Consider the following 25,114-nt stretch of genomic DNA (forward strand, 5'->3'; position numbering starts at 1 on the left):
TAAACTTCCTCAAGGTAACATCCTCCTTTTAAATTTACTATTAGACTTGAAAGGCCCCTAATTACTTTATTAAATTAATTAATAAAGTATACAGACCTGATTCGTCCTTAATGTCTAATTTTCGATAAAATACTAGAATCCCTCTTTCTATTTTGCCAATCTCAAAAAACAGGAAAATACTCCTGTGTCAAAATAAGGGATTAACTTCCTTGATTAAATGTTTCATAGTCAATTCGACATAATAAAGAGGACCTGAACAGGCTAGGTCCTCCTACATGACCACCATTAAAGGACATCTGTTCCTTTATTCAAGTTTTAGAAAGTTCCAAAACTGATTATTTATGCAAATAACGTCTCTGGTGTCCTCTATTTTTGAAAAAACATGCTGTTTTCGAGAAAATAAGGGCTCTGGTGTCCGGTAAAGAGTATTTTCATGACGGTTGTAGAACTGTACGGTATTGTTTCGGGCTTTGGCCGACAATCTTTTTAAATACCCTGCTGAAGTAATTGGGGTCTTTATAACCGACTTTAAAGCATACTTCTTTCACACTGATTTCCGGCTCCATCAGATACTCCTTCGCCTTTTCGATCCGTATGTGAGTCAAAAAATCAATGAACGTGATTCCTTTTTTCTCTTTAAAAAGCTTGCTTAGATAGTATGGACTTAATTCGACATGGGACGCTACCATTTCAAGCGTCAATGGATCATAATAGTGCTTTTCAATGTAGTCCTTTGCATTTTCCAATTTGCCCTTCGCCTGGACCATCCTCCATGTTTGTACTTTTTCAACAATTTCCCTTAATAAACGGGTACTCTCCTCCTTGAGCTCTTGATAAGAGGAGATCTGGTTGTATGGGATGAACCGATTCACAGGTATGCCTAAGTCATTGATCATCCGGGTTGCAATGATGAAAAACTCATTCAAAGAAGACACTGAGCGTTTCAAATCAATTACAGCATCATTGGACAATTCATTCAGATAGAACTCAAATTTTTGAAGTGCCCTTGTCGCGTCTCCGCTCTTAATGCTTTCCAACAGATCCTTTTCCTTTTGGAAAGCTACTGTAGCCCCATTCTCTGAATTACTTTCATCAGTCGAAAACTTATAGGTCACATGTTCATCTGATTGAATGCTCTCCAATGTATGCAGTGCTTCATAGTAGGATCGGCTAAGCTGATGGACAGACCGGTACGGTAATCCGATCGCGACGTGCGGCTTGAATTGGAAATATAGTTCACACTGATGGATCAAATTCCTTATGAACGGAAGGATGTACGTTTTGAATCCGTTCTTATCATTTCCATCGATTTTATCCGTCAGAAAAAAGAGGGGCAATTTCTCTTCATGATTCGGACTTAGAAGGATCGAATCAGCGGAATGACTGTTGACATAATTCTTCAGCCAATCCAGCCATACCCTCCGATCAACCTCCTGGTTGGTCTTCTCAACCACGATGGCATAGCCGCATTTGAAGTTGACATCCAGAAGCTCCCCCCATTCCTTTAAATCCAATTCCTGGACATGGTCGACAAGTAAAGAAACCGCCCATTCGGATTGCATGAAATCGAGGGCTTTGTTGAACTTCCGCTCGAGTTGCCGTTTATCTTCCAACTCCTCATGTTCTTGGTCGATCTCCGCTTGTACCCGACGGATGGATTCGATGACTTCATCCTTTTTGCTCGGTTTCAGCAAATACTCTTTTACACCCTGCTGCATCACTTTTTTGGCGTACTCGAACGTATCGAACGCTGAAACCATGATGAACCGGATATCCGGCAGCTCCTTTTTGATTTCATTCACTGCCTCGACGCCATCGATTCCTGGCATTTTTATATCCATTAAAATAAGATCGGGGTGCTCGGCTTTTGCCATTTCGATTGCCTGCCGCCCGTTCCCTGCCTCAGCAATGATCTCCGCCTCTTCCATCTCTCTGCTGATCATCATCTTCAATGCTTCCCGTTCAATCCGTTCATCATCAACTACCATAATACGCAACATACTGATCGTCTCCCCTTTTTTCTGCAGTACATGGTATTGCAATTCTGATCATCGTCCCTTGATTAACCGCTGATTCGATCTGGATCTCGCTCTTATTCTTGTAAAACAGCTCCAACCGTTTGACTACGTTCTTCATCCCGATCCCGGTCGAGTGGCCCTGTGATCGGAGTTCCGGCTTTCCATCATCCTCTTTTTGGAGCAATCGTTCTTTTACATCCTTCTCCATCCCCACGCCATTATCGTGTACCTCAATCATTACTCGTCCATTTTCCTCGTACACCCCAAGCCTGATTTCTGCATCACTTTCGTACGATTCAATACCATGGATGAACGCATTTTCCACAATAGGCTGAAGGGTCAAAATCGGAATTTCAATATCCAGACACGTATCATCGATGTCTGTTTTGAATGTGACCCGATCCCCGAACCGTGTCTGCTGGATGAAAAAGTATTCTTTCACGATCCCGACCTCCTCTCGTAAGGTCGTCGGCTTATCAAGATTGCCTAGATTATATCGGAGCAACGCGGACACAGAGCTGATCAGATCACTCGTTTTTTCCGAGCCTTCAAGATAGGCCATTCTTGAGATTGTGTTCAAGGTGTTGAAGAGGAAGTGTGGATTGATCTGGCTCTGCAGACTCTTCAATTCCATCTCCTTCAACAATCGATCGAGCTCTGACTGATCCTTGATTTCCTTGATCAACTCGCGGATGTTCCTCCTCATCCGATTGAAAGTCCCAGCCAAAAGTTTCATCTCATCATTCGTCCGTACTTCCACATCTTCACCGGAAAAGTCTCCTTTCGATATTTTCCTGGCAGAGGAAGACAGCAGGCTGATTGGTCTTGTGATGCCCCTCGAGAACCATAGAGCGGTCAACAAGCTAAGGAAGATCGTCGTAACGAACAAGGAAATCCCCATCGCCTGAAGATAGAGGTTTTTCTGTTCCATCGCGTGGTAAAAAGCACGATAGCTTGTCAATTCACTGTTCAGAAGGCTTAAAGTCGTTTCCTGGATAAAACGTGATACCTTTGCGGCTTCATTCAAATGGAATGAATACTGGTTCAAATCTTCCTTTTGAAACGCCTCGATCGTCTGTTCACACTCTTCCAAGAAACTCTCGATCATATTGTAGTAATTTGTAACAGTCGGGTAGTTATCATTGTTTTCCACCTTGCCGATCAATTTCTCTTTTTCAACAACCAATTGATCTCGCAACCTATGATAGTCATCCAAATAGCGAGGGGACTTTTCGATGACATACGCGTTGATCGATTCATAGACTTCGTTCGTCTGCTTCGAGATCTGATTCAAGATGATGAAGCGCTCGAAGCTGTCATGGTACTGATCAATCGTCTGCTGGCTGCTATGGTAAAGGTAGAACGTCACCACATTCACTAAAAGGACGAGAACGGTGACGAATATCATGATCTTCGTTCTGATCCGGATCATTTTTCAATGACCTCGAGTATTTCATTTTCCTGTAACGGTAGATCCTCCCGATGGATTACTCTCGTTTCCGTATGGTTGATTTCATCGATGGCCTTCCCCTCTAAAATTTGAACCATCGTCTCAACTGATTTATATCCCATTTCATATGGTTTTTGGATCACTGTGGCTTCAATCTTCCCGGCCTTGAGCAGCTCGATCGTCTCAGGCAAGATATCGAAGCCGATTACATAGACATCGTCTGTCTTCCCCATCTGCTCCAGGACTTGTGAAATCCCGATCGCATCAAGCGCACTCGTCCCGTAAAAGGCGGTCACTTCTGGATATTCTTGCAGGATTTTATACGTTTTTTCTGCTGCTTGGATCCGAGTGATATGGGAATCTTCAATCGTGGTCACTTTCACCCGTTCTTGTTCCTTTATCGCATCTTTAAAGCCCTGTACCCGCAGCTTTTGATGGGTCGCATCAAATCTCCCGGTAATGATGGCGACGTTCACTTCCCCTTCCGTATCGGCCAACAAGGCTTTCCCAGCTAGCAGCCCAGCGTAATAATTATCCGTCCCTATGTAAGCGATCCGGTCGCTCTTCGGTGCATCCGTATCAACGGTGATGACAGGAACCCCTTTTTGGATGGTGTTATTGATCAACGGCGTGAATTGCTCTTCACTCAATCCCTGTGTCATGATGCCATCGACTTTTGCCGCTGCGGCCATTTCAATGGTCGTCATATGTTCTTCCAGATTTGCCTGCTTCGGACCAGCATACTCAAGCGTCACACCTAGTTTCTCTGCTGCTGAACGTGCTCCCTTTTCAACTAGTTTCCAATAATCATTGTTGATTTCCTCTGGCACCAATACGAGATGATAATTTGGTTTCGTGTATGGTTCTTGAGCCTGGATCGACTCGATACTGAAGGATTTGATAGAAAAATAGACGAAGAAAGAGAAAGCGGTTACAAAAAGGACTATGAAAACACCGACGATCGTTCTACCCATTGTGCATTCCACCCAATTGTTGTTTCTACTAGTTTAGCATAAATTATCTAAAAATACAGAAAATGACTTGGATACAGCACCCATTATGTCGAATCATGAGGTATACTGCCTCTATGTGGTAAAAATCGCTCCCGGAGCGATTTTTTTTATGAATAGGATGTGCCGGCTGCCGGAATTGCGCGGTTTTCTAGAGGAATTTCGCGAAAATAAATGCACGCTCTCGAAAATGGATTGCACATCCTGAAAATTGATTGCATCGACATAAAGCTAATTGCACCTTGCGACAATAAAACACTGCTACAGCAAAACTTTGCTGTGGCAATTTTGTTTGTTCTGGTCGCTGCTAGGCTTATTTTTTCAGGCTGTGTTAGATGATATGCAGGGATTTCGGAAATTCAAATGGGATTCGATCTTGGTTCCTAAAATAAAAAAAGCACATTCAGACAAAGCTCGAAGTTTACTTGTCCAAATAACATATTTGGTCATAAGTCCATCTTTAAGTATTTAAGGAAACTGGTCATGAATTTTTTAGATTTTTAAGTATAAACTATGTTGTAGTTAGCAGAATTTAGGTGGTTTCAATGAATCAAAGGTGATTCACTCTGTTCATATTTATATCCTACTTATCATGTCTACCGGATTCATGGTACATGTACTGATTATCCCTACTATATTATCAACTTCCAACAGGGATGCCTGGTTAAGTGTTGTTTTCAGTACATTACCATTTATACTTTGGATTTTGCTTATTTTTTATATCTATGGAAAATTAAAAAAACATGATGATATTCTCTCTTTACTTAAACGAAAATTTTCTCATTCTTGGATATTTATCATTTTTTCGATTGTATTTGGATTGTATTTTCTAATAAATGCCTTCATTACTCTTAAGTTTACTTTTTTTTGGGCGAAAGGTAACTACACGTTCGAAGTTCCTAATTTTGTCATTTTGTCGTTATTTGCTCTTCTTTGCTTATATTCATCTGCAAAAGGTCTTCGGACCATTAGTACGATCGCATTCCTAGTACTGCCTTTTGTTTCGTTTTTTGGATTTTTAGTGGGGATCGGAAATTCACCAAATAAAAATTATGAACTGCTGTTTCCAATATTTGAAAATGGATATAAAGATTTTATTCAAGGTTTGGTTCCTACCTTTTCTGGTTTGTTTGAAATTATCTTTATTTTGTTTTTAACACCCTATATTAAAGACAGATTAAAGGTTAAATGGCTTATATTGACTGGGATCATTCTTGTGTTTTTAATCTTAGGTCCTCTAGCAGGAGCTATATCAGAATTTGGTCCTGAAGAAGCAGCAAAATTGAGAAATCCAGCTTATGAGCAGTGGAAGCTGTTGATAATAGGCGAACAAATTACCCGCCTGGATTTCCTTTCGATATTCCAATGGTTTTCTGGAGCGTTTGTTCGGATAAGCTTATCATTATTCATTGCCGGCAAAATCTTGATGTTCAACAAAAAGAAAAAATGGGTTCTTCCTATCCTTTATTTAATAGTAGTCATCAGTGCATGCATTCCTTGGGATGCCACCTCATTTTTTCACTTTTTGCAAAATTGTTTTTTCCCTATTAACCTTATATTTCATGTTTGCACGATGCTGCTTTTATTACTGATTTCATTTAAAAGGTGATTCCATGAAGAAAAATCAAACTAAACAAAAAGTCATCAGCTTAGACCAATTGAAAAATTGGTTTGAAGGTTCTTCAGATATCGATATAAGAACAAGAACTTATCATGATGTTACACTGAATTATCTGTATTGCCCTCATTCAGTGGATATGAAATTTATCAATGACGTTATTTTTCCAACCATCAATACAGTAATCGAAGAGAACGGCCACTTAAGTTTTGAATTGTTAAACAATGTCTTGGAGGTCAGTAAGCTAAAAGATTTAAATAAAGTTAGAACAGGGATCGAGGAAAAATTATTTTCAGGTGAATTACTTCTATTTAATCATGATTTAAATGATCTTTTTTTTATACCTGTATTTAAACTTCCAAAAAGAAGTCCGGAAGAATCCAATTTAGAAACCTCCGTCAAGGGACCAAGAGATGGATTAGTAGAAAACATATCGGATAATATGGCATTAATCCGTCAAAGGTTAAAAACGTCTTCATTAAAAAGCATTGAATATACAATCGGTGAAAGAAGCCGAACGAAAATCTTAGTACTTTATATAAATGATGTAATGAATCCATCTATTCTAGAAAATGTTAAAAAGCGACTGGATTCCATAAAGGTTGACATTGTTGCAAGCAGTTACGAAATTGAGGAGTTCCTATACGATAAAACATTCACTTTATTTCCTTTGATGGATAGTTCGGGAAGACCCGATTTCGCTGTTCAGTCCTTAACTCAAGGTAGATTTGTGATCTTAGTGGATGGAAACCCGACATGCTTGATAGGACCCACAAATTTCAATCAGATATTATATTCTGCTGAAGATGTACAGGAAAGTTTCTTTTTCATAAGTATGGTTAGGATTCTCCGGTTAATAGCGATATTTACAACGATATTTTTACCTGGATTTTATATTTCATTAGTAACCTTTCAACTAGATCAAATTCCTTATTCACTTGTCGCAACAGTATCTGCTTCTAGAATGGGCCTACCTTTATCTGCTCCAGCCGAAGTCTTTATCATGCTTGTTTTATTTGAATTATTTAAAGAAGCTGGGGTTCGCCTCCCAAAACCTGTTGGACAAACTGTTGCTGTTTTAGGCGGATTGTTTATAGGTGATGCTGCGATTCGGGCAGGACTAACCTCCCCTGCATGTTTAGTCATTGTTTCAATCACAGTGATATCGGGTTATATACTCACTAATCAAAACATGTCAGGAAATCTCGTGATTCTGCGATTTCTTGTTTTAGCATTTTCATCCTTACTTGGCTTGTATGGCTTCTTCATTTTCTTGTTTCTAATCATTACAACCATGGTTTCATTAGAAAGTTTTGGACAACCATATATGTCGTATTTAACCAAACCCAATACAGCAGATATCATAAAAAATATCCTAAGGCTACCTTTTTGATTTATGAAGAAGCGGAATCAAGCATATCAACCTATAGATAGAAATAGTCAAAAGGAGTAAGTTATGAAAAAGACTTTACTGATTATCATGATAAGCAGTCAGCTCCTTTTCCTTTCTGGTTGCTGGGGATCGAAAGAAATACAAAGTCAAACCTATGTTACCGCTGTTGGATTGGATTACTCTGAAGGAGAGTTTGTCGTATATATTCAAGCCTTGAATTTTGCCAATATCGCGAAACAAGAAGGCGCATCTTCTTTGCAGCAGGCGCCCCCCATTTTGATTGGGGAAGCTAAAGGAAACACCATTCAGGAAGCTATAAGTAATTTAGAACAAATATCGGCACTACCTCTCTACTACGGACACGTTGAAACCATTCTTCTAAACGAAAACGTTATAAAGGAACAAATGGATTCCGTCATTGATTTTATTGGACAAAATTCTTTACTAAGATATAATATATGGCTGTTTGGTACAGAACAGGATATTAAAGAAATTTTAACAAGTGAGAGCTTTTTTAATTTTCCTTCTTTATATACAATCATCCATAGCCCTAAAATCTTAACTAAAAACAACTTTTTCATTCCCATTGAAAAGTATAATAAATTCATCTCGACCTATTACCAGCCAGTTGGTACTCAGTTCATTCCTTCAATAGATGTGGATAAAACTCATTACTCAGAGGATGAAAAAAAGAAAGATATTGCTGTTGTTACGGGAGGATTTGTTATTTCGCAGAAACAATACAAAGGATGGGTAAATAAAAAAGACCTAGTTGGTTTAAAATGGTTTTCTGAAAAAGCTACGAACATCCCTCTCTCCATCTTTGAAGAAAAAGTCAGTGTCATCATACAGAAACCTAAAAAAACGATCAAAGTGGAAGAGGATGGGGAATCACCTTCATATCACTTAAATGTAAAGGCAAATGCAATATTGACCCAAAATGAAGAAGATATTAGTAAAGCTAAAATTAAAAAAGAAGTAGAAAAGAAAATTAAAAGTGAACTATTAAAGACGATAGAGAAAAGTGGAGAGCTAAAAGCAGATTTGTTGAATATTAGTGAGAAAACATATCGATATCATCTGAAAAATTGGGATATAAGTGAAATTGCTTCAATTGATAAGGAATCCATAGATCACATTGATGTAAAGGTACACATTGAACAAAATATAAATTATAAACGTTAGAATGGGTGTGTTCATCGATTGAAGGCCATTTTTATGGGCGGTTTGACATGATGGGAACGGATAGTTGAATTACACTTCTTGAAAAATAATTGCACTTTGCGAAAGTCATCTGCACTCAACCAAGCTTTATGGCTCCGTCTCCAATTTAAATGCTTCAACAAAAACTACCACAGCAAACTCTGCTGTGGTAGTCCTATACAATCAACTATTTAATGGTGTTTTCCTTATAAAGTTTCCCGATCTGTTCGGCAGTCAATGCTTCTTTATACACATTCACTTCATCGACCAGGCCTTTCATCTGGAGCCCCTCAGGGTTCCATGGTGCGCCGCCTATGATCAATGGGTTGTCATTAGGCTTGACCGAAGTTGGTCCGGCTGGTACATTGGCGACTTCTTTTCCATTCAGATAACCGATGATCCGTCCATCCTTTTTCCAGGTCATCGCTAAATGTGCCCATTCTCCAGCTGGAATCTCACCTTGATTGAAAGAATAGCGTCCATTCTCAGCCCAGATTTCCGGATAAAGACCTTTATTGACGCCAAGCACATACCCATCACCGATATTCGTCTTGCCGATGATCTTTTGATCAGACTCCGGGTCTTCAAGATTGACCCACAGGCCGATCGTCAGTTCATCGCCGCCATTCAGGAGCTCATCGGACGGGACCTCAATCCAGCCGCCATCCAGTTGGACTGCTTTGCCGAACTTTCCATCTACAAGGGCCGTATTTCCGGACAGTTCACCGTCATTTCCATATGGCGAGTGATCTTTTACCGTGCCATCAACGGCTTCATCGAACTTCAAGGACAAGACCGGTTCATCACGGTACAATGCTTTCAGTGTTCCGGTCAAATCATTCAGCTTCACCTCATGGATGCCGAGCTCCACATCTTGAACGGTAAAGGACACCGTTTCACTATCCCCTGCTTCAAGCTGGATCGTCTTCGATTCGACCAGTTCACCGTCAAAATAAAAATCGAGTTGTTTTTCGCCTTCCATCGATCCAATATTGGACACGTCAGCTGAGATCGTGGCATCTTCCCCAGGATCAACCTGATCCGTCACAAGGTTAGAGAGTTCGAACACCGGTACTTGGGGCACTTCACCTTCATAACCCCAGTCTCCCGGTTGTCCGTTTTTTCCATACCGAGTGATTGATTCGATCAATGCCTTGCCATCTGCGTTCAACTGTTCTTTGGCGTCCTCTGCAATGTGACCTGGCTTTTTCTTGTTCATCAACTTCAAGAAGTCTTCTGAATGCTTAGCTGCTTGATCAAAGTGTTCCTTTTCTAGATGTTTCCCGATCTGCTTCATCTTCTGATCCAGTTGCTTTTTCAACGGACCGTCAATTTTGCCTTCATCAACGAACAATTGATAGATTTCTTCGAATTCCTTGAATGTTTTGTTGATATCGTCGAACCCGAGAAGTTCGATCTCCGCCACTGAAGTAGAAGAAGCTCCTTGATTATCCTCAATGATCAAGCGGTAATATGCATACTCACCAGGATTTTTGATTTCAAATGGTTTAGTGAATTTCCGCCATTTGAAGTCCTCATCATTTCGTTCATCAAGGATGGTCCAGTCGTTTCCATCCTTCGATCCGATCAGAACCCAGCTTTTCGGATCCTGCTTTTTGTCCTCACCTGACGTAAGTGTGTACATGAGCGCTTTTTCCGACTGATCCTTAAAATGATACTGGACCCATGGCTGCTGGCTCTCGAACGTCAATTTGGTTCTGGAGGAATTGTCGAACAGTGCTTTTGCAACACCTTCATCACTGTGAATCGACGTACCCTCCGCATGATCGGTCAAATCTTCCATCGGATTCGGAAGCAGAGTCGAACCATTGGTGGAAGTTTCCGTGATTGATTTTGGCAATGCATCATGTGACGTTCCCCATTTTGACGGTTCCGGCCCCATTTCAAAGTCTAAAGTCGCTCCTTCGGCAAGCATGTCATGAGAAATAGAGAGCTTATCATACGGCTTGTCATTGACTTGCAGGCTTTGCACATATTTGTTCTTATCGCTCACTTCTGGTGCCCGGATGACGATGTCTTCTCCGTTTTCAAGATGGATCGTCATTTTCTCAAAGTAAGGTGCACCGATCGCATATTCCGGAAGCCCCATTTGAAGAGGATAGAATCCAGCGGCGCTGAAGAGGTACCATGCAGACATTTCACCATTATCCTCATCCCCTGGATAACCCTGTCCGATTTCATTGCCAAGGTAAAGTCGTGACAGGACTTCACGTACCTTATCCTGTGTCTTCCATGGTTGGCTAACGTAATTATACATATACGGGATGTGATGGGAAGGCTGGTTGCTGTGGCCATACATACCCATCCTTACATCTCTAGCCTCTCGCATTTCATGGATGACTCCGCCATAATGACCAGGATGCAGCGCTGTTTCTGGAGTAGAGAAGAACTCATCAAGCTTGTCAGCCAATTCATCTCTTCCTCCATAGAGATTGGCGAGCCCTTGTCCATCCTGAGGGACATGGAAAGCCATGTTCCATGCGTTCGTTTCCGTATAATCGCCGCCCCATTCCCTAGGATCATAGTTTCCTGGCGTCGATCGCCATTCTCCTGATGGGTCTTTTCCCATGAAGAATTCGACATCCGAGTTGAACATGTTTACGTAATTTTTCGCCCGGTTGATATAGTATTCGTGATCCGTCTTCAATTGCTCATTGGATGGATCCTTATCAGAAAGGGCGTTTGCCATATTGGCGATGGCGAAATCGTTGATATACCCATCCATCGCCCATGACATGCCTTCACCCGTCGTGTTGCTCGTATACCCGTCAAATATCGATGTTGCCAATCCTTTTCGGCCGACGCTCGCATCCTCACTGGCGACGGCAGCATTTTTCAGGGCAGAATCATAGAAAGCATCGACATCAAAATTACGGACGCCTTTCAAATACGCGTCTGCAAAAGCGACATCCGAGCTCGTCCCGACCATCAGGTTGGCATAGCCAGGAGATGACCACCTGGAGATCCAGCCACCATCTTTATACTGCTGGACGAATCCATCGATCATTTCGCCTGCCTGTGTTGGGGTGAACAAAGTATAAGCAGGCCAGGAAGTCCGATACGTATCCCAGAAACCGTTGTTGATGTAAGGTTTTCCTTCCACGATCTTCGCCCCTGTTTCTGTAGCTGTATTTTCACCAACAGGTTCTGAAAAAGGACTTGCATACTTGTATTCAGGAGCATCCTTTGTCCCGGTATTTTCGTACCCGATGTTCGGATACAGGAAAAGACGATACATATTGGAATAAAGGGTTACAAGCTCCTCTTCACTTGCACCTTCGACTTCGATGATTCCCAGTTTGTCATTCCAAAGTTCTCCGGCACGTTTTTGTAGATCTTCGAATTGATCGTCTTCTTTAATATCCTGTGCCAGATTCTTTTTCGCCTGATCGACACTCAGCAATGACGTCGCGATTTTCATCGTCACGGTTTGATCGTCACCAGACGTATCAAAGCGGAAGAAGCCGGACACATTGTCCCTGCCCTCACCAGTCAATTTGCCGCTATCGACGACAGGTCGATCAAACTCTGCATAGACGAACATCCTTGTCGCCCCTGCAGACAAGCCGCTCCGAACATCTGTAAAACCAGAAAGACTCTTGTTGTCAGGGTTAAGCGTAAGCCCGCCATTATTGTTCACATTGTCGAAGATCAGGTTCGATGTATCACCTGTAAATGTGAATCGGAACATTGCAGCACGATTTGTCGGTGTCATCTCTGTCTTGATGCCATTTTCAAACGTGACGCCATAATAATGGGGTTTTGCGATTTCATTCTCATGTTTGAACGCGAGAGCACGTTCTTTGCGGTCCGCTGATGGCTCATCCGCAGTCGAAGCAGAAGGCATCACCTGGAACGTCTGACGGTCCCCCATCCACGGGCTTGTTTCATGGCTCAATGAAAATGCCTGGATTTCCGGCAGATTATCGTCGTTGTTCGATTGCTGGTAGCTATACAGCCAGCTTGTCGATCCTGCATTCGTCACGGGTGCCCAGAAGTTGAACCCATGAGGCACCGCTACCGCAGGAAAATTGTTTCCTCTTGAAAAAGTCGAATTGGAATTGGTCCCGCGCAGGATATTGACATGATCCACAGGACTTTCATAGGTTTCCTGGTCAGGAGTGTCATCGATTTTGATATCGTCGATTGATCCTTTGAAAACACCAGGTCCTTCACTTTTATCATAGGCTACAAGGATCCGGTCGATCGTTTTTCCTTCCGCCACCTCACCTATGGAAGCACGTTTGATGTTCCATTGGTTTGAATAAAGGGTTTTTGAATCACCCTGGGCCTGTGGATTCATTTTTACGCCATGCTGATCGCGGGCATCGAGCTCGCTAAGATAGGTGCCATCTGTAAAAGCAAGGTCGACAGCTACATACGTACTCGAATAATCGAGATGCTCCTTATCGGCGAATTGTGGATGAATCGCATAGGAAAGGACAGTTTCCGGTTCCACCTTGATGTTGACATCGACGATTTTATTGTAGGAATATGCCCGTCCATCCGCATCATGCTTTCCTTCATACGTCAATGCCTTCTTTCCTTTCCAGCCGACGTTCGTTTTTCCTGTATAACTGTTCGTTGGCCCATCCCCTAGTTCCGTTTTCATATGGTCAGAGGTTTCTGGTGGAGGCGCATCGATTCCGTTTGACAAAGCGATTTCTGCCAGCTGTGTTAGGTCCTCGCCTGCATTTTCAGTGATATCGAATTTGTAATAGGTGTAGCTGTCTTCATTCTCGAATTCATAGATTTTACGTTCAAAGCGCTCCTCAAAGCTTTCATTGGACCTGCTGTCGATTTCTGTCCAATCTTCACCGTCGTTCGAGCCATAAAGCGTCCAATTCTTCGGATCCCTTCCCTGTGCATCATTTGCTGATGTGAAAGCATATTTCACGATATTGACCGGTTCAGGGAACTTGAACTGAAGCCATGTCGTCGGTTCGAATGCAAGCCATTTTGTTTGATCGCTTCGGTCGATCAAGTTGGCTTCGATTTCATTCGGTGGATTGCTTGCACTTGCTGTCACTTCCTCAACCTGATCTGTGATATCCCCCTGAATCGTATCGTAAGGGACGTACCCACTTACTCCGGAAGACTTTTCGTCCCCTGAAGGATCGATTTCCACCGTATTTTCCCATGTCAATTGGGGATCGCCTTCTTCAAAAGAGGTGAAGAAATCTGCCCCGGTGTCTTCCTCAGCTGAAGCGTCCTGCCCGCTGGAAAATGAAAACATCGGGATCAGCAAGCTGAAACATAAAAAGACTGAAAAGAAATTCGAAAAAGATTGTTTTCTCATCTTATCCTCCCAGAAAGATTTTGTCTTAAAAATCTATTATTCCCCTTAGTTAAGGCGGGGGCTGACTTATGGTGCAGCCCCTCAAAAATTCAGATTCAATGGATGATGTTGAGCTGGGCTGTATCGGTCTTCACCTTCTTACCATCTACCGTCACTTCTGCCCACACATCAATCGATTCAACATCGCCTACATCCGTTTCCAAATATAAAAGTTTGTTTTCATACTGGGTATCGAAACTGATCAACTCAGGATGGCTGCTGAAATACTCCACGGTTGCATCAGCAAGGTCCAGAGACTTTCCGTCGCTCATTTTTCCGGTAACGACCATCTCCGTCAATTCCCCTGGTTTGATTTCGACAGGCGATAATTCCAGGCTAGCGCTTTCCAGGGTTGCTTCTGTCTCTTGTCCTTCAACCGTCAGTTTCGCATCCGCCCATGCCCCGTGCCCATGTCCGATACCGTCACCTGCTTCCTTCATGACCAGTTTCAATTCTTCTTTTCCTTGGATATCAAGGCTGATGAACTCTGCAGGTGTACTCCGTTTCATCCTTACAGTCTCATACACTTTCTCGCCATCGAGCCACACCTCGAATTGGAAGAAGCGGCCATCCCGATCAGCATGCTGTTCGACGCCGACATAGGTTTCAAACAAATCGAAATCCCATTGCGAAAGGTCATAGACGATTTCAGAGTTCGCATGGATCCCAAGTCCCTTATCATAGATGACAGGTCCATCTTCGCCCATCAGTGAGATCGGCGGGCCAGCGACGGATTGGTCTTTATTCACTGTGCCCCATCCAGTCGTCGCAGACTCCCAGTTGATATCACTCAGATGGAGGTAGGAAACTGGTTCGAACTCGATCGTGTAGGTTTCGCTCAAAAATCCATCGGCAGTCGATACATGGATTTCCGTTTCACCAGGTAATTGTTCAGCTTCCTCGATCTCGATGACGAGGTCATCCCGTGCTGGTACAACCTCCACTTCAGGGACAGACTGCTCCACAGCTGCTGAGAACGTCTTCTTATAGTTGGTGATATCGGAGTGGAACTTTTCAAGGGATTCCCCATTGACCTTGATGTCCTTCAACAATTCCAATTCGATCTGCCGTTTGCTTAATTCCATCGCAGATTGACCAGCCTCGAACGGCTTCAACGTATAGGTATACGAATACGTCTGATCGGCGTAAAGCATATATTGAGGCAATGCAGTTCCACCCCAGCTGTTCCATACACCCATTTGTTTATGGTTGACGGTCAATACGATGTCCTCGAGCTTTTTGAGATCATACGGATGTGCAGCCTGCTCGATATCGTCCTCTGCATAATGGAGAGCAGAAAATTCGAACTGAGGCAGCCCACCGACCATCAATCCAGTCCCATCATCATTCGTCAATGTCAACCATCGGACATCAGTTTTGTTCCCTGCCTCCTGCGGGCGAGGATAATGGAAGAACTGCTCGTCCACCGTGCTGTTATAAACCCCTACAGGTGCGCCGTCTTTACGGTCCCAGTAGGTGTCATGCATGCCGCGGCCATACCAGGTCAAGTTTTCAAATTGTCCAGGAAGCATCAGCTCCATGCCGACTGCAGGAATTTCGGATAATGAGTTGTCCGGCTTGACGGTGCTCCGGACGACCACTTCCCCGCTTCCGTAGATGAAGTAACCGAGCCTGTACTGGGAATCGCCAGTTGCAGGGAGGGCAGCATCCACCTGGATATGGACGACCTTGTCACTGATCTCTCGTACTGAAATATCGTTCACGACCATGTCCCGTCCTGCATATTGCCATGGTCCGTTCCTGCTCAACATGCCGTTCATCAAGTCATTATCGTTCCGTGGACGCCAAAAGTTCGGCATCGGCTCTTGCTTGAACAATTCTTCCCCTTCCTGTTTAAAAGAGGTGAGTGTTCCTTGTTGCTTGTCGAACGTGATTTCAAATTTTTCCCCTGTAACCTTGACGGCAGCTGCCTGATCATTTACATCGATCGTAGACATGTTTTCTGTTTCGAATCCAGGTGCTTCCGGCGCTTTATATGGCATTTTGAATTGATGATGCGCGACCTCATGGCCCTTCTCAGCCCAGGATGTGTCCTCTGGTAATGTAATACTGAGGTCAAGCCAGTATTCTGTTCCAGGTTCCAGCTCCGGCTTTTCGATCGGGAGCGTGATTTCCTTTGTCTCACCGCCTGGAAGATCGATATCCAGCTTTCCTTCCTGGATGACCTCACCATCGGCTTTCAACGTCCATTCGGTGTCGAATTCCTTCAGGTTCGTAAAGAGATTTTCATTCCATAGTTCAATCTTGTTGTTTTCAAGATCGGTCTCTTTCACTTTGATATTTTGATAGACTGCTTTGACATCATAGAGTTCAGGCTGAGGAGTCCGGTCCGGATTCAACAGTCCGTTCATCAGGAAAATGCCATCATTGGCATAGTCCCCCCAGTCCCCTCCATAAGAAAAGAAGGTTTCTCCTTTATAATTTTTAGGAATCGGCAGTCCATCGACACCGCCATCAACCGGCAGCCTCACCGATTGGTCGACAAAGTCCCAGATGAACCCGCCTTGCAAATTCGGATACTTGTCGATCAGCTCCCAATATTCCTTGATGTTTCCGACGCTGTTGCCCATCGCATGGACATATTCACACATGATTAAAGGGCTCAGACTGCCGGATTTCCCGTGATTTTCTACCGTTGAAAGACTCGGATACATGTAACTCGTGAAATCTGCGAGACTATTATCCTGTTGGAAATGGAGTAGGCGCGTCGGGTCATACTCCTTGATCCATTCTGAAGCATCCTTGAATACTTGACCTGACCCTACTTCATTCCCCATCGACCAGAAAATGACGGACGGGTGGTTCTTGTCCCGTTCCACCATCGTTTTGATCCGATCGAAGACCGCTTTACTCCAGTCCGGGTTGTTCCCAGGGAACGGCCGCATGTCATGGGATTCGTTATTCGCTTCGTCTAAAATGTAAAGTCCATATTCATCCGCCAACTCATAAAATTTCTGTTGGAATGGATAATGTCCCGTCCGAACTGCATTGATATTGAATTTTTTCATAAGCTTGATATCTTCAATCAATTGTTCTTCCGTCAACGCATATCCGGTGTCAGGATGCACCTCGTGACGATTCACCCCTTTGATGACGATCGCCTCACCGTTGATCTTCACTTGTCCGTCTTCGAGTTCAATCTCCCTGAAACCGACCTTATTGCTAAGGGTCTCGATCGTTTTTCCGGAAGGGTCCTTCAAGTTGAAGACCAATGTATACATGTTCGGCTTTTCTGCTGACCATTTCAAAGGATTTTTTACAGGAATCTCCTTGCTGACAGCGTTTTCATTTTTAACGTCGATCTCAACCGGCTTATCGAATACAGCTCGATCATCCTTGTCATAAAGCATTGCCTCAACCTTGTAATCTTCCAATCTATTTTTCTCTGCATAGTCGATGACATCCCCGTTGATTTTCAACGTTGCATCTTCATACGGTTGATCAAGATCTGTTTCGATTTTAAAATCATTGAGATGGACGTCCGGCGTGGAATAAAGGTACACATCACGGAAGATCCCGCTCAGATCGATCATGTCCTGGTTTTCCAGCCAGGCCCCATCAGACCAACGGTACACTTCTACGGCAAGGGTGTTCTTCCCAGGCTTCAGATGATCCGTGATGTTAAATTCTGCAGGGGTGAAGCTGTCTTCGCTGTAGCCGACCTTCTCACCGTTCACCCATACGTAAAATGCAGACTTGACGCCCTGGAACGAAATGAATGTCTCCCGTTGTTTCCAGTTGCCAGGTACGGTGAATTCATACCGGTAAGACCCGACCTCATTATGTTCGACGGGGACCTCAGGTGGCGCGATCCGCCCATGTCCCTGCCATGGATGGCGCTGATTCAAATAAATGATCTCCCCGTATCCGTGCACCTGCCAGTTACTCGGTACAGGAATCGTAGCCCATTCCGTATCGTTGAAGTTTTCTTTGTAAAAATCCGTTGGTCGTTCATTCGGATTCTCCGACCAATTGAATTTCCAATCCCCATTCAAAGACTTAAAGTATCTGGAACTTTCTAGATCCCCTTTGACTGCTGTTCGTTCATTATTGAATGGAATCGTCTTGACACTTGCAGGTTCCCGATTCACTTCAATGGTTTCGGGAGTCCCATTCCACTCTGAAGGACCGTCATCCTGTGCAAATACTGGAGAGGAATGGCTTCCGATCATCCCCAGGACGATAAGAAAAGCGAGTACAAATAAACCTTTGGTTGCCTTCAATACTGTTAACCTCCTTGATTTGTAATGAACAAAAGCAAATAAGCGTGCACACCCCCGTGACTTAGTTAATAAAATTAATTTATAAAGTGAATTCATGTTGTCCAAGATTTGTTTATATTCCATTATCCTACTTTAAAAACATTCAGTAAAATCGAAAGTTCTACATATTTCTCGCTGCTCGGGCTCATATTCAAGACTAATTACCCAATTCCTTTATATAATGTTGTCGAATTTTGAATGATTTTCCGGATACTTGCATGTTAAACACAACGTATTTCCTGTTTATTTAAAAAGAGCTAATCATTTACATATCGATGACAAAAAAGTCGCAAGTAAGCTGTTAAACCTAATCGTTCAACAACCTACTTGCGACAAGAATCGTTGGGAGCCAGACTATAGTCCTCTTTTCTGTTTCGACATTGATTCATGTCCGGTGGTTTCTTCGAAATGGAAGCATGAGAACCGTCCCCAATTATTCAATCTCCTCCACCAGCTGATACGCTTCTTCTTTCGTTTTCACTTGCAATAACCTTTCTCTAAAGCTTTCATCCATCAGCTTCCGGGAGAGGATTTGCAGGATTTTCAGATGTGCGTCGCCAGCGCTTTGTTTCGAAACGGCGATCATGAAAATGAGCTTCGCGTCGGTTCCATCGAGGCTATTCCAGTCCACTCCGTCCCTTTTGATTCCGAATACGACACTCGGTTTCTTCACGGCCTCGGATTTTCCATGCGGAATCGCAATGTTATCTCCTATTCCCGTCGTCCCTTCCTCTTCACGGGCAAGGATCGCTTCTTTAAAACCATCCTTAGACGACAGCATGCCTGCATGATCCAGTTTTCCGATCATCTCATCAATGACTTGATCACGCGTCGTCCCTGCAAGATTGATATCGATCAAGTCCAGGTTCGTAATGTCGGTCAGTTTGTTGATCTCACTTTTTTGAGGCGGTTCCTCAGGATTCGCTTCAGTAGGTGTTCCTTCTTGCTCCACATCACCCTGGACATCTTTTTTCAACAAGTTCACCATAAACGCGGTGACGATCACACCGACAATGACAGCGACAAAGAACATGAGCACATTATCGACTGCACCGAGTACAGCAACGATCGGTCCTCCGTGTGCAACCCGATCCCCAACACTTCCGAGCATCGCGATCACTGATCCTGTCATCGAACCGACCATGATACTAGGGATGACACGTAATGGATCCTGTGCAGCGAACGGAATCGCACCTTCTGTGATTCCGAAGAAGCCCATCGTGAAGGATGCCTTTCCAGCTTCCCGCTCTGTTGCTTGATATTTCTTTTTGTTGAGGAACGTCGCAAGTCCCATTCCAATCGGCGGTACACAGATGGCCACCGCAATCGGTCCCATGATGCCGTAATTCCCTTCACCAATCATCGCAGCTCCGAAAAGGAACGCCACCTTGTTGACTGGACCACCCATATCAAAGGCAATCATCGCGCCAAGAATCAGCGCCAATAAGATCGAGCTGGTCCCTTGCATCCCTTCCAGCCATGAGGTCAGCCCCTCAAAAACGGCTGCAACCGGTGCACCGATCAGGTAAATAAACGCCATACCGACGATAAAAGAGGCAATGACCGGAATGATGATGATCGGCATGATCGGTTGAATCGCTTTCGGAACCTTCACCTTCTTGATCCACAACGCGACATAACCCGCTAAGAAACCAGCAATGATTCCACCGATAAAACCAGCTCCGGCTTCGCTTCCGTAAAAGCTTCCATCCGCAGCAATGTATCCACCGACAACACCAGGGGCCAATCCAGGTTTATCGGCAATGCTGTAGGCGATGAATCCAGCTAAAATCGGCACCATGAACGTGAATGCCGCTCCACCGATCGCCTCGATATTTTTCCACATCGAACCTTCCGGAATGACGAGACCTTCAGGCGTTTTCTCTCCTCCAATCGTGAGTGCGATCGCTATCAGCAACCCACCGACCACAATGAATGGAACCATGAATGAGACACCGTTCATCAAATGGCGGTATACCGGATTTTCCTTTTTCGAAGTGGTCGGCATTGAATCGCTGTTTTCCTGAGCTTGATAAACCGGAACATCCCCACTCATCATCTTTTTGATCAGCTGTTCAGGATTACGGATCCCTTCCTGGACCCCGACAACGAGCAACTTTTTACCAGCAAAACGATCTTTCGCGACCGTTTTATCCGCAGCGATGATGATTCCATCAGCTTCCCGGATGTCCTTTTCCGTAAGTTCATTTTCAACTCCAATGCCGCCCTGGGTTTCTACCTTCATATCGACGACCAGCTTCTCCGCCGCTTTTTGAAGGTTTTCAGAAGCCATATACGTATGAGCAATCCCATTCGGACATGACGTAACCGCTAGTATTTTCATTTATCTTACCTCCTCCTAGTCGTAACCGTTTACATTCGCCTTTAAGGAAACAGTCGAGAACAAAGGGCTTTTTGTTACCGTAACCCAGATAATACATAAAAATACCCCAGCTAATAAAGCATAGGGTATTTTTCTAGTTCTCTTTGTCTTTTAGATATGAATTTATTACTTTTTGTTCCCATTCATCTTCTGGGCGTATATTTAGGTATCTATATTCCCAAATCACTTTGTTCTCATATGCGCCTCTTTCTGAATCATCATAATCATAGTTAATTTTAAAATTACCGTTATGATCAATAATAAATGTAACACCTGACCAAAGTTCTTGGTTGTTTCTTTCGAACTCTTTTCTCAACAATTGAAACTGTTGCAATAGCTCATAATTTTTTAAATTAAAATACTCGTCATCTATATCAAAATGATCTTCAATATCTAAACTATAGATGTACTCTGATTCTCCGATTGGAAGATAATAAAAAAATACTTGGCCATTATCCTCTTCGACTTGCCCATAGATATATACTTTTTCCCACTGTTCGGGTATTAATTCTATTACAGTACTACCAATAGATTGATAGAGTTTCTCCATCTCCTTAGTTTCCATTTTATTAACCTCCAGGCTTATTTTGAAAAAGTCTATTAACTTTTTTTCCATTCACACTATAACTAATATTAAATGCATCGGGTCTCAAAGATTCCCCTTTATAGATTGGTTTTACACTTATCTCTACTACCTTCCCCGCTTTTATTAAACTAGCCCACTCTCTTTCAAGTGATTTGAATGGTCCTCTATTTAAGTTAGAATCCATTGGAACAAGATTGTCAATTTCTCCAGATCCCTTAAATATACTAGCAACTAAATGTCCTCCATCATCTGTAGAAAGTCTATCTTTACCACCTATTGTACGTTGTGCATAAGAATTCCTTTTTCCTTGTCCTTTTGTTAAGGTTCCTTCTACACTTTTTATACGTCCCACATTATCGGTTGCATAGGTGTATCCTTCTGGAGTTTTGTATTTAATATTAGATTGAAGTATTTTTTTGTGTCCCTGCTTTACAATATGCTCCCCGTAATTTACTTCTGTTACTTTAACCTTAGTACTATTTTTAGGATTAGTGGGTTTTAAATTTTCTAATTTTATTGACACATTGTCTCCGGCAACAGGTGTGTTCAGCTTAGCACTCGGTCCTATACCATTATTCTGTACTGGATTAACCGTAATATGGTTCTCGCCATCGATAAGGGTTCTTGTTTTAGTTGTACCCTGTGCTACACCAGTATCTACTACATTGCTTGTCGTTTTCCCAGCCTGGCTGACTGCTGTGTCCGATACTTGGGTTGAGGTTTGTGCGACTTGTGTAGGTGTTCCTTTGATCATTGGGATGGTTTTGGTCGCTCCTACCGCTAAAAAAGGTAGAGTCGCTGCGATCACCGTGACGGTTGCGGCTGTTTTGAGATTCGGCATCTTCCCTTGAAAGAGGGTCCCTAACGTATATTCCGAACCGCCTGCAACTCCACCCCCTATGGAATATCCAGCTATTCTTGACCTGACCATAGTGGTTGCGGTACGTGCTAGTGGCCCTGCGATCGTCCCTGCTGCGCCCCAAACCACCATGTCTTTGGCCATTGCCATGGGATTAAGTGGTTCACCATGGACAAAATGTCGATAGAGATGCATTCCACCAGCAATACCAGCTGAGATACCCCCGCTGATCATCCCTGTTCGACCGAGAAAACCACCAATCATCCTTATTCCTGTCCCTGCGACTGATGCACCTTTCGTGCCCAAGGCTGCGAAACGTGTTCCCCTAGCGAGCAATCCTACACCACCTGAGGCCATGCCTAACCCCATCCACGCAAGACCACCGAAAAAACTGATGTTGTCAGTCGTAGCTGCATAAAGTCCGTAGCTCAATCCACCGCCAGCTCCCATGATAAGAGCTGCCCCGGCTGCTAATGGTGTGAAAGCCACAGCTCCTGCCAGCGCAAGTGCTCCTCCACCGAGAATGATGGCCGATTTCGTCCAACCGTTCTGCTCCATCCACCATTCATTCATCGCCTGCATGCCATCCTGCGCTTTCTCTTTCGCCCACTCGTAACCGTCTTTGAACTTGTCTGCTACGTATTCACCCGTCTCTTTAACAGCATCAACGAAAGGGGCAGTTACTTCTTTTAACTTACTCTTTACAAATTCACCACCCTTTTGCAAAAAGTTCTTGTCATCGTCTTTGTCGTCCTCAGGAATTCCGGTTGATTTCGTCGGTTGCAATGAATTGTCATCGTACTCGAATTTTCCGATATTAGAATCTGAATCCGCATATGTAACTTGCTGCATTCCGAATCCGGTAAAAAGCACTATAAAGGTAAGTAACAATGGTATCCATCTCTTCCTGTCCATCCGTTCTGCCACCTTCCAATATCATCCTACTAATATCATACCTACCCCAAATTCGAAGTTCTATCATCCTATCGTAAAAAAATAAAATAAGCGTTTCCTAACAGGAGGATACTACTACTTTCCGCTATCATTCTAGTAAGATGGAAATGTTTAAGAAAGATTGGAAGCTTTCGTATCAAAAGCTATTAAGTCGGTTTTAGATTTTTTCACAGCGGTTTTAGACTTATTTTCGGATTCTTAGACTTAGCTGCAGATTTTTAGACATATCGCAAAATTTTTAGACTTCAATCCTAATTTTTAGACTTAGAGCTGAATTTGGTGATCAAAATCCGAAGCTAGCAAAACAGAACCACTTAAAAACGTCTCTCATTAAACAAAAAAGGAGTAAAACGCCGAGCGTTTTACATCCGTAAAGTGACATTAATCGTCTGGAGGCTGACTATAGTCCTCTTTTCTATTTCGACATGCCTCTAAAGCTGAAGGAAGCAGAAGAACCGTCCCCAAGTCTCACAAACTTTCGCTTTTCGGCAGTGAGTCGAGCTCTACTTTTTTGTCAGGTCTATCTGTATACCATATAAACTTACCACTGAAACCATATACGACAGAAATGATAAGAACTAAGAAATGGTACCATAGGAAAGGCAAGTAAGATAGGGTTGTAACACCTAAAACTGTCGCCATATAGACACCGCCATCAGACCAGGGGACCATCGGGGTTGTAATGGTACCTCCTGCTTCCGTGTTCCGTGAAAGGATCCGGCGATCAATACGCAGACGATCATAGTTTTCCTCCGTAATTTTGCTGGCAGTGATAAGAGAAACGTAAGCCGCACCCCCGAAAAAGTTTCCGAAAAAACCTGAAATCAGCGTCGAGACAGTCGTTTTTCCCGCATTATCAGCCCATTTAAGCAATGTATTACAAATGACTTGTAAAATGCCTGTCACTTCCATCAATCCGCCCAATCCGAGTGCAAGGATGATTAACAGAATTACTTCCAGCATCGATACGATACCGCCTCGATTCAGAAGGTTATCCATAAAATCCACACCGGACTCAATATGGAATCCAGAGTAGGATGTTTTGAGTCCCTCGAGGAAAGTCATATCCTGGAAAAGGGCTGCCCAAATCGCTCCAAGCAAAGCGCCGAATGTGATAGTAGGGATGGAGGGTTTCTTAAAAGCAAGCAGTCCGATAACGATGATCGCTGGAATCAACATGTACCATTCAATGTTGAAATACCCTTCAAGGGCATTCATCGCTTGTTCAGCCCTTGTCAAATCAACGTTTTGGCCAACATAAAAGAACCCGACCAGTAAAAACAAGATTGACGAGAGCGCCAACGCCGGTATGCTGACATATAGCATCGACCGAATGTGGTCGAACAAATTCACTCTAGTCAAGGAAGCCGTCATGACCGTCGTATCTGATAACGGAGACAGTTTATCACCGACATATGCGCCACAAATCACCGCTCCGGCAACCAGCGGTGCTGGAATTCCGAAACTATGTCCGATCCCCATCATCGCTATTCCTGCTGTTCCCGCCGTACCAAAGGAAGTACCGGTTGCCAATGAGGTAATGGCACATATGAAAACCGTCGCAAACAAGAAGATCGATGGATTGATGATGCTTAATCCATAATAAATGATACTTGGGACAATACCTCCGGCAATCCATGTACCAATTAAGGCTCCCACAGTCGTAAGGATGATGATGGCCTCTAAACCATTGCTGATCCCGGTAAGCATTCCTTTCTGGATAGAACCATATTGATGTCCTAATCGTAAACCCAATACCATGATCAAGAACCAGGATGTCAATAATGCAAGTTGGATTGGAAGTTCAAACACAGAAATGAACAGGTAGATAATAAGCACAAAACCTACTAATATAAACAATACTTCACCCATATTTGGCAATCTTGTCTTGTTATTTTCCATAATATCCCCTTTCAATGATTGATAGCGCTTACAACAACTTGTACCAGCTTAGGTCCCATTTACCGAAAATCCCTTTCCCCCCCCCCTCTGCATGTT

At 43.3% G+C, this 25,114-nt stretch carries 12 protein-coding genes; 3 read left to right on the forward strand and 9 right to left on the reverse strand.

Annotated features, from left to right (window positions below; genetic code table 11):
• Positions 1 to 431: 431 nt before the first annotated feature.
• Genes ACTWQL_RS04390 through ACTWQL_RS04400 form a run of 3 tightly spaced genes read right to left on the reverse strand, consistent with a single transcriptional unit; the run spans position 432 to position 4,442 of the window.
• Entirely contained in the window at positions 432 to 2,000 is a 1,569-nt protein-coding gene (locus tag ACTWQL_RS04390; protein WP_443141187.1) for a response regulator, read from the reverse strand.
• Positions 1,978 to 3,450 carry a sensor histidine kinase gene (locus ACTWQL_RS04395; protein ID WP_443141188.1) on the reverse strand — a complete coding sequence of 491 codons (1,473 nt, stop codon included), beginning with the start codon at positions 3,448 to 3,450 and terminating at the stop codon, positions 1,978 to 1,980. The genes ACTWQL_RS04390 and ACTWQL_RS04395 overlap by 23 nt, the downstream gene beginning before the upstream one ends.
• Positions 3,447 to 4,442, reverse strand: coding sequence for a sugar-binding protein (locus tag ACTWQL_RS04400; RefSeq protein ID WP_443141189.1), 996 nt, complete (start codon positions 4,440 to 4,442; stop codon positions 3,447 to 3,449). The genes ACTWQL_RS04395 and ACTWQL_RS04400 overlap by 4 nt, the downstream gene beginning before the upstream one ends.
• 592 nt (positions 4,443 to 5,034) lie before the next feature.
• Here ACTWQL_RS04400 and ACTWQL_RS04405 point away from each other — a divergent pair.
• The 3 genes from ACTWQL_RS04405 (at position 5,035) to ACTWQL_RS04415 (ending at position 8,674) form a co-directional block, all read left to right on the forward strand.
• Positions 5,035 to 6,087 carry a GerAB/ArcD/ProY family transporter gene (locus ACTWQL_RS04405; RefSeq protein ID WP_443141190.1) on the forward strand — a complete coding sequence of 351 codons (1,053 nt, stop codon included), beginning with the start codon at positions 5,035 to 5,037 and terminating at the stop codon, positions 6,085 to 6,087.
• A 4-nt stretch (positions 6,088 to 6,091) separates the two neighbouring features.
• The gene (locus tag ACTWQL_RS04410; RefSeq protein WP_443141191.1) at positions 6,092 to 7,489 is read left to right on the forward strand and encodes a spore germination protein; all 1,398 of its coding nucleotides are present in this window, start codon (positions 6,092 to 6,094) and stop codon (positions 7,487 to 7,489) included.
• Positions 7,490 to 7,552: 63 nt separating this feature from the next.
• The gene (locus ACTWQL_RS04415; RefSeq protein ID WP_443141192.1) at positions 7,553 to 8,674 is read left to right on the forward strand and encodes a Ger(x)C family spore germination protein; all 1,122 of its coding nucleotides are present in this window, start codon (positions 7,553 to 7,555) and stop codon (positions 8,672 to 8,674) included.
• A 205-nt stretch (positions 8,675 to 8,879) separates the two neighbouring features.
• Here ACTWQL_RS04415 and ACTWQL_RS04420 read toward each other — a convergent pair whose 3' ends face one another.
• From ACTWQL_RS04420 to nhaC, 6 genes are all read right to left on the reverse strand, one after another.
• A complete protein-coding gene (locus ACTWQL_RS04420) occupies positions 8,880 to 14,012 on the reverse strand; it encodes a GH92 family glycosyl hydrolase (protein WP_443141193.1) in 5,133 nt (1,710 codons plus the stop codon).
• Between the two features lie 95 nt (positions 14,013 to 14,107).
• Complete coding sequence (locus ACTWQL_RS04425) at positions 14,108 to 18,295, reverse strand: glycoside hydrolase family 2 TIM barrel-domain containing protein (protein ID WP_443141194.1); 4,188 nt, start codon at positions 18,293 to 18,295, stop codon at positions 14,108 to 14,110.
• Between the two features lie 472 nt (positions 18,296 to 18,767).
• Positions 18,768 to 20,678 (reverse strand): fructose-specific PTS transporter subunit EIIC, encoded by a 1,911-nt coding sequence (locus tag ACTWQL_RS04430; protein ID WP_443141195.1) that lies wholly within the window; start codon positions 20,676 to 20,678, stop codon positions 18,768 to 18,770.
• Positions 20,679 to 20,811: 133 nt separating this feature from the next.
• Positions 20,812 to 21,282, reverse strand: a complete 471-nt coding sequence (locus ACTWQL_RS04435) for an immunity protein YezG family protein (RefSeq protein ID WP_443141196.1) — start codon at positions 21,280 to 21,282, stop codon at positions 20,812 to 20,814.
• A gap of 4 nt (positions 21,283 to 21,286) precedes the next feature.
• Positions 21,287 to 23,077, reverse strand: coding sequence for a DNA/RNA non-specific endonuclease (locus tag ACTWQL_RS04440; RefSeq protein WP_443141197.1), 1,791 nt, complete (start codon positions 23,075 to 23,077; stop codon positions 21,287 to 21,289).
• A 507-nt stretch (positions 23,078 to 23,584) separates the two neighbouring features.
• Entirely contained in the window at positions 23,585 to 25,018 is a 1,434-nt protein-coding gene (gene nhaC / locus ACTWQL_RS04445; RefSeq protein ID WP_443141198.1) for a Na+/H+ antiporter NhaC, read from the reverse strand.
• Positions 25,019 to 25,114 lie beyond the last annotated feature (96 nt).

This window comes from Pseudalkalibacillus sp. R45 (genome assembly GCF_052246725.1).
Classification (GTDB): domain Bacteria; phylum Bacillota; class Bacilli; order Bacillales; family Fictibacillaceae; genus Pseudalkalibacillus.

What these genes read in the sequence shown, in the direction of transcription:
- ACTWQL_RS04400 (WP_443141189.1), bottom strand. Translation starts at nt 4,442, where the DNA reads ATGGGTAGAACGATCGTCGGTGTTTTCATAGTCCTTTTTGTAACCGCT.
- ACTWQL_RS04410 (WP_443141191.1), top strand. Translation starts at nt 6,092, where the DNA reads ATGAAGAAAAATCAAACTAAACAAAAAGTCATCAGCTTAGACCAATTG.
- ACTWQL_RS04415 (WP_443141192.1), top strand. Translation starts at nt 7,553, where the DNA reads ATGAAAAAGACTTTACTGATTATCATGATAAGCAGTCAGCTCCTTTTC.
- ACTWQL_RS04390 (WP_443141187.1), bottom strand. Translation starts at nt 2,000, where the DNA reads ATGTTGCGTATTATGGTAGTTGATGATGAACGGATTGAACGGGAAGCA.
- ACTWQL_RS04395 (WP_443141188.1), bottom strand. Translation starts at nt 3,450, where the DNA reads ATGATCCGGATCAGAACGAAGATCATGATATTCGTCACCGTTCTCGTC.
- ACTWQL_RS04420 (WP_443141193.1), bottom strand. Translation starts at nt 14,012, where the DNA reads ATGAGAAAACAATCTTTTTCGAATTTCTTTTCAGTCTTTTTATGTTTC.
- ACTWQL_RS04435 (WP_443141196.1), bottom strand. Translation starts at nt 21,282, where the DNA reads ATGGAAACTAAGGAGATGGAGAAACTCTATCAATCTATTGGTAGTACT.
- ACTWQL_RS04430 (WP_443141195.1), bottom strand. Translation starts at nt 20,678, where the DNA reads ATGAAAATACTAGCGGTTACGTCATGTCCGAATGGGATTGCTCATACG.
- nhaC (WP_443141198.1), bottom strand. Translation starts at nt 25,018, where the DNA reads ATGGAAAATAACAAGACAAGATTGCCAAATATGGGTGAAGTATTGTTT.
- ACTWQL_RS04440 (WP_443141197.1), bottom strand. Translation starts at nt 23,077, where the DNA reads ATGGACAGGAAGAGATGGATACCATTGTTACTTACCTTTATAGTGCTT.